Here is a 5,643-nt window from a genome sequence, read left to right on the forward strand (position 1 = left end):
TTTTTTAGGAGAGAAATTCACTGAGATATTTTAATGAGAAATCCTTTCAATTTGAATTTTATTGGTGGGAAATATTCACTATTAATCATTTATTAGTTTCGATTTTTTCAAATCTTTTAGCAATTCCGAGACGGTAAAGACAGGACGCTTACAGCTTTTTTCATAACACAAGAAAATAGTAGTTTTATCATCGATTGTGTTTTTATCTTTAAGCAAAGGCAAATTACTTTCTTTTCGGCAGCCCATCATGACCTTGTTGGGCCAGAAATGGGTAGAAATTTCTTTCATGAATTCTTCTGCCTTGGGACCATAAATAGCAATTTCAGCTGTAGGTTGAACAAAAAGCGTGAATAAAGCTGCCCAATTTGCTAAATATTGCCCTTCTACTTTCAGTAAGGGCGTTATTTTTGCCAACATGTTAGAGGCCGTAGAATAATATTTTTCTTCTCCCAAAAGATGAGATAGTAAGTACAGGTTTGTCGCCATTACTGAATTGGAGGCTGGGATTACATTATCAAAAATCTCTTTTTTCCGCGCAATAAGCGTTTCTGCCTGTTGATCAGTATAGAAAAACAATTCTTCTTTTGGATCATAAAAATTCTCCAGAGCGTAATCGGTTAATTCTCTGGCTTTATCCAACCAGTATTCATGGAAAGTGAGCTGATATAAGCTAATATAGGCTTGAATGACCAAGGCGTAATCTTCCAAATAGGCTTTCAAGCTTGCTTTCCCATTTTTATAGGTCCTGTAAAGACCCTTTTTGTTTGTAAGTTTTTGATCGATAAATTGAGCGTTTTTCAAGGCTAATTGTAGAAACTTGGCTTCTCCAAAGGCCGCATAGGCATCGACCAGACCTTTAAGCATAATAGCATTCCAGGATGTTAGTATTTTGTCATCCAAGCCAGGCCGAGGACGTGTATTACGGGCCTCTAACATGACTTGTTTTGCTTCACGTATGGTTTCTTTTAATTCTGATAACTCAATTTTATGCTTTCCCGCAAAGTTTTCATCCGACATACGTTTATGGAGTAGGTTTTTTTCATTTTCCCAGTTACCCTTTGCTCGCACATTGTAGTAATCGCCAATTAATGTGGAGAGGTCTCCAAAGAGCGACTGTAGTTCGTTTTTATGCCAGACATAGAATTTTCCTTCCTCTCCTTCACTATCGGCATCAAGGGCCGAGTAGAAGCCTCCTTCACCATTGCTCATTTCTCGGTCAATAAAATCTATAGTACCATAAACTATCTCCTTGTATTGCACCTCCTTGCTTAGGCTGTAGGCTTCCGAATAGAGGCTGATAAGTTGACCATTGTCGTACAGCATTTTTTCAAAATGAGGTACATGCCAGTTGTTATCTACAGAATAACGAGCAAAACCACCACCAATTTGGTCATAGATGCCTCCCCGGGCCATATGATCTAAAGTTATTTTTACCTCTTGTTTGCATTTTTCATCAGCTGAAATATGGTAATACTTTAATAAAAACTGCCAGATGCAGGGCATTGGGAATTTTGGTGCTTTATCCATACCACCCTTCAGATTGTCAATTTTTGGAGAAATGGTTTGGTAAATCTGATCTAATACCTCTTTGGAAAATTTTTTTGATTTGGTATGAAGGTTATACCTAGAGGTTTCACTAAGTTGTAAGGCCTCTGTAAATTTCTCAGCCGATTCTTCTAGCTTATCTCTGTTTTGTTTATATGCGGCTTGTACATTTTGAAGGAGTTCAGCCCAGCCTTTATTGGGAAAATAGGTGCCACCATAGAAAGGTTTTTGGTCGGGAGTCAGAAATACATTTAATGGCCAACCTCCAGCTAGGCCCATGGTTTGGACTGCATTCATGTAAATCTGATCGATGTCAGGACGTTCTTCTCTATCTACTTTAATGCAGATGAAGTGTTGATTCATGAGTTTTGCAATCTCTGGATCCTCAAAGGATTCCTTTTCCATTACATGACACCAATGACAAGAAGAATACCCAATGCTAACCATGATGGGTTTATTTTCCTTTTTCGCAAGAGAAATTGCTTCTTCTCCCCAGGGATACCAATCTACTGGATTATAGGCATGTTGTAATAAGTAAGGACTGCTTTCATGAATGAGTCGATTGGCTTTATTGGATGTCATATTAATTGATTCTTTAAATGGGCCATTTCCCTGCTAACGTCAATTTTATTAGAGAGGTTTTCGAGTTTTTGAATAGTTTTTTTTAAAAAGGCCTGATGGGCATTGGATTCTGGATGAAATGGTCGATGAGTTATAGCTTTTCTTAATTTCGTCCATTCTATCAGAAGATTTTGAGTCTTTTGGCTAAAATACCGATTAGAGAATTTTTCCCATATGTATTCTTCAGCCACCTCTGTGGGGTGGAGCATGTCCTGGGAATAAAATCGATAATCTCGAAGGTCATCCATCATGATCTCATAGGAAGGAAAGTATTCCACATCTTCAAATCGGCTTTCTAAATGGTGACAGGCAATCCTCACGGTAGATTTACTGACCGCATTTAGTTCCAGTGTATCTTTTATATGCCGGATTGGACTTACTGTCAAGATCATTCGGATAGCTGGGTTGAATGTTTTTAGGAGCTTATAAAGTTTTTTAAAAGTTAATTCGATTTCCTCAGAACGTAGCAACCGCTTGTGAAATAGCTGTGCAGGCATTTTATGGCAATTGGCAACGGTTTGGTCTGAATCCTTTATTTGATAGATGATGGCTGTACCAAAGGTGAGAATCAGGTATTGGGAGGTTTTTAGAAAATTATTAGTGGTTTCAAAAGTCTCTTGTATTTTATTTTGAAGTTCTTTCAAGCTTTTACCCGAAAAATCCGAATGAAGATTATAATTGAAATAAATTCCTTCTCTTTCTATAAAAGTATTATCTTCTGGGAATTGAAGATTGATAACACTTTCCAGCAAGTGAAAAGCAGAAAGGGGGTTAAATAATACCCCAAATGGATTTTTGCAGACTTGAAATTTATCTCTTAAAAACCGACTTCCCATAGCATCAGCAAAACAAGAACCCAAGGTGAGAACAGCTGTTTGATGGTTTAGTTGAAAGGAAGAAGGACTTAAGGATAAGGTAGTTCTGAACATGGCAGAAAAAACTATAATTATTTTTGAAAAATTAATAAGGAATACTAATGAAGGCAAATCCATTCATTTATAAAATGAAAATTTTATGTTGTATCGTAAAATTAGCCTGAAACTAGTAAATCAATTGTTTAAATTCCCAAATAATCCTGCATAAAAAAAGCGTTCTACCAGCCGGAAGAACGCTTTAATAAATCTTTTATCTTTTATTCTTATTCTGCGGAAACCACAAACTTAACTTCTTTTTTCACCTCTTTATGAAGGTCAATTTCAGCAACATATTCTCCAAGCATTTTTACATCGCCTGGAATGCTGATTTTCTTTCTGTCAATTTCAAATCCTTTTTCTTTCAAGGCATCTGAAATTTGAAGTGTTGTGATAGCACCAAAGATTTTACCAGATTCTCCGGCTTTGGTTTTAAGCTCAAGAACAAGTTCACCAATTCCTGCTGCAATAGTTTCAGCCTCAGTTTTGATTTTCTCCGCTTTATGAGCCGCTTGTTTGATGTTTTCAGCAATCATCTTTTTGTTTGAAAGGGAAGCGATGATAGCAAACCCTTGAGGAATTAAATAATTCCTCCCGTAACCTGGCTTTACTTTGACAATATCATTTTTGTAGCCAAGTCCTTTAATATCTGTTTTTAAAATAACTTCCATTTTGATAGAATAATTTTCTGTTAGTACAAGGTAATTTTGCCTTTAATAAAGCTAATTACTTTCTACTATTTTAAAGAATCAGTTACATAAGGAAGCAAGGCAATATGTCTTGCTCTTTTTACAGCTTGAGCTACTTTCTTTTGATATTTTAAGCTGGTACCAGTAATTCGTCTTGGTAAAATTTTACCTTGTTCGTTTACGAATTTCAATAAGAAGTTGGCATCTTTATAATCAATGTACTTAATACCATTCTTCTTAAATCGGCAATATTTTTTCTTATGTTCGCCTCTGTTGATTGGCTCGTTCATTAAAGTCATGATTTTTCCTCCTTCTTAGCTTCAGGTTTTTTGTTGAATTCTCCTTTTCTTCTCTTAATGTTGTATTCTACTGCATGCTTGTCTAGGGCTACAGTTAAGAAACGCATTACTTTTTCATCTCTTTTAAATTCTACTTCCATTGCGTTAATTGCGTTACCTGGAGCTTTGAATTCTAAAAGCTGATAAAAACCTGTTTTTTTGTGTTGGATTGGGTAAGCTAATTTTTTTAAGCCCCAGTTTTCCTCATGCTCAATTTCAGCACCGTTCTCAAGAAGGATGTTCTTGAACTTCTCTACGGTATCCTTCATCTGAGTTTCAGACAAAACGGGATTTAAGATGAATACCGCCTCGTAGTTTCTTGATTCCATTTTTAATTTTTGGATTATTTAAAATAATATCTTCGGCCTGCAAAGGTATAAAACAAATACGTTAAAAAAAACTGAGACTGGATTCTTTTTATATTCCAAGAGGCATGTTTTCATTAGGGGAAAACAAAAAAAACTTTGTTCAGGTTCCTTGCCTGAACAAAGCTTTTTAAAATGACCAACAGATGGGTTGGGTCAATTATTTTACTCTAAAATTCCCTTGACCAATTTCTAATTCATCACTATAAATGAATAGCTGATATTCCCCTTTTACATAATCACTTCCTTTATCATATACAAAGGTTACTCGTTGATTGGAGTTGTCGAAAAGAATATCTTGCTTGGCTGTGTAAAAGGACTCTTTGTTATCCAACATAAAGGTTCCGGATCCAGTAGCCACGTCGAAGATCGCATTTCCTTCAGGGTCTACGATTTTGATCATTATTTCCTTGCTTCCGATTTCAGCAACTTCGTTGTCAGCCACGTTAAACTCCACTTTTACCTTGTCAATGCTTTTACTTCTAAAAGGGCTTTTTCTTTCTCTTCCTTTTGCATTTAAAGCTAAAACACTGATGTTTTCAGCTTCCAATTTAGAGGCAACTCTTACTTTTTCATTTAATTCTTCATTGGAACGCTTCACTTCGGCGATTTGACCATTTAGCTCATTATGTTCTTCTTTTAGCGTACTGTTTTCAGTAAGTAAGGCATCGTTCACCATTTTCAAGCGAGCAATTTCTTTTTCCTGATTTTCAAGAAGATCTTTATAGCCTTCCATTTTAGCACGATATTGTGAAGCTAATCTTCTGTTTGCATTAGCGGTGTTCTGCAATTGGGCTTTTTCTTCTTCCAATTGGGCTTGAGCTTCTTTTAATTGAGTAATATCTCCACCTAACTTTTCAGTCTCTTGGATTTTTAGCTCAAGTTCGTGGCTAATAGATTGTAACTTATTATAAGTTTCATCCAATTCTGCTTTTATTTCAGTTTTTTCCGCTTCGGCAGCTTTTTGATTTTGATATGACCGGTAGATTAAAACGGTTGAAACTACTACCAAAAGAATTATTACAGTTAAAAAAACAGCTTTTTGATTTTTCTTTTTTTCCGTTAAAGTTTTAGTTTCTTCACTCATGATTTCCTCTTCTTTATTAACTTTAAACATAAATTTACTGGATTGCATTCAAAATTCAAGCCAAGGAAAAAAAATCATTAAAAAAAA

General features: G+C 35.5%; 6 protein-coding genes. All 6 read right to left on the minus strand.

Annotated features, from left to right (window positions below):
- Positions 1-81: 81 nt before the first annotated feature.
- Positions 82-2,127 carry a thioredoxin domain-containing protein gene (locus E1171_RS08495; RefSeq protein ID WP_155205579.1) on the minus strand — a complete coding sequence of 682 codons (2,046 nt, stop codon included), beginning with the start codon at positions 2,125-2,127 and terminating at the stop codon, positions 82-84.
- Positions 2,124-3,095, minus strand: coding sequence for a GSCFA domain-containing protein (locus tag E1171_RS08500; RefSeq protein WP_187696343.1), 972 nt, complete (start codon positions 3,093-3,095; stop codon positions 2,124-2,126). The genes E1171_RS08495 and E1171_RS08500 overlap by 4 nt, the downstream gene beginning before the upstream one ends.
- Positions 3,096-3,304: 209 nt before the next feature.
- Positions 3,305-3,748 (minus strand): 50S ribosomal protein L9, encoded by a 444-nt coding sequence (gene rplI / locus E1171_RS08505; RefSeq protein ID WP_155205581.1) that lies wholly within the window; start codon positions 3,746-3,748, stop codon positions 3,305-3,307.
- Positions 3,749-3,813: 65 nt separating this feature from the next.
- Entirely contained in the window at positions 3,814-4,065 is a 252-nt protein-coding gene (gene rpsR / locus E1171_RS08510) for a 30S ribosomal protein S18 (RefSeq protein WP_155205582.1), read from the minus strand.
- A complete protein-coding gene (rpsF, locus tag E1171_RS08515; RefSeq protein WP_155205583.1) occupies positions 4,062-4,433 on the minus strand; it encodes a 30S ribosomal protein S6 in 372 nt (123 codons plus the stop codon). The genes rpsR and rpsF overlap by 4 nt, the downstream gene beginning before the upstream one ends.
- A 196-nt stretch (positions 4,434-4,629) precedes the next feature.
- A complete protein-coding gene (locus E1171_RS08520) occupies positions 4,630-5,586 on the minus strand; it encodes a chromosome segregation protein SMC (RefSeq protein WP_155205584.1) in 957 nt (318 codons plus the stop codon).
- Between the last annotated feature and the right edge of the window lie 57 nt (positions 5,587-5,643).

Origin of the sequence: Xanthovirga aplysinae, from assembly GCF_009711365.1 — a bacterium.
GTDB classification, from domain to species: Bacteria; Bacteroidota; Bacteroidia; order Cytophagales; family Cyclobacteriaceae; genus Xanthovirga; species Xanthovirga aplysinae.

Bases quoted from the DNA above. Each gene is read 5' to 3' on its own strand.
- E1171_RS08500 (WP_187696343.1), bottom strand. From the start codon at position 3,095: ATGTTCAGAACTACCTTATCCTTAAGTCCTTCTTCCTTTCAACTAAAC.
- rpsR (WP_155205582.1), bottom strand. From the start codon at position 4,065: ATGACTTTAATGAACGAGCCAATCAACAGAGGCGAACATAAGAAAAAA.
- E1171_RS08520 (WP_155205584.1), bottom strand. From the start codon at position 5,586: ATGTTTAAAGTTAATAAAGAAGAGGAAATCATGAGTGAAGAAACTAAA.
- rpsF (WP_155205583.1), bottom strand. From the start codon at position 4,433: ATGGAATCAAGAAACTACGAGGCGGTATTCATCTTAAATCCCGTTTTG.
- rplI (WP_155205581.1), bottom strand. From the start codon at position 3,748: ATGGAAGTTATTTTAAAAACAGATATTAAAGGACTTGGCTACAAAAAT.
- E1171_RS08495 (WP_155205579.1), bottom strand. From the start codon at position 2,127: ATGACATCCAATAAAGCCAATCGACTCATTCATGAAAGCAGTCCTTAC.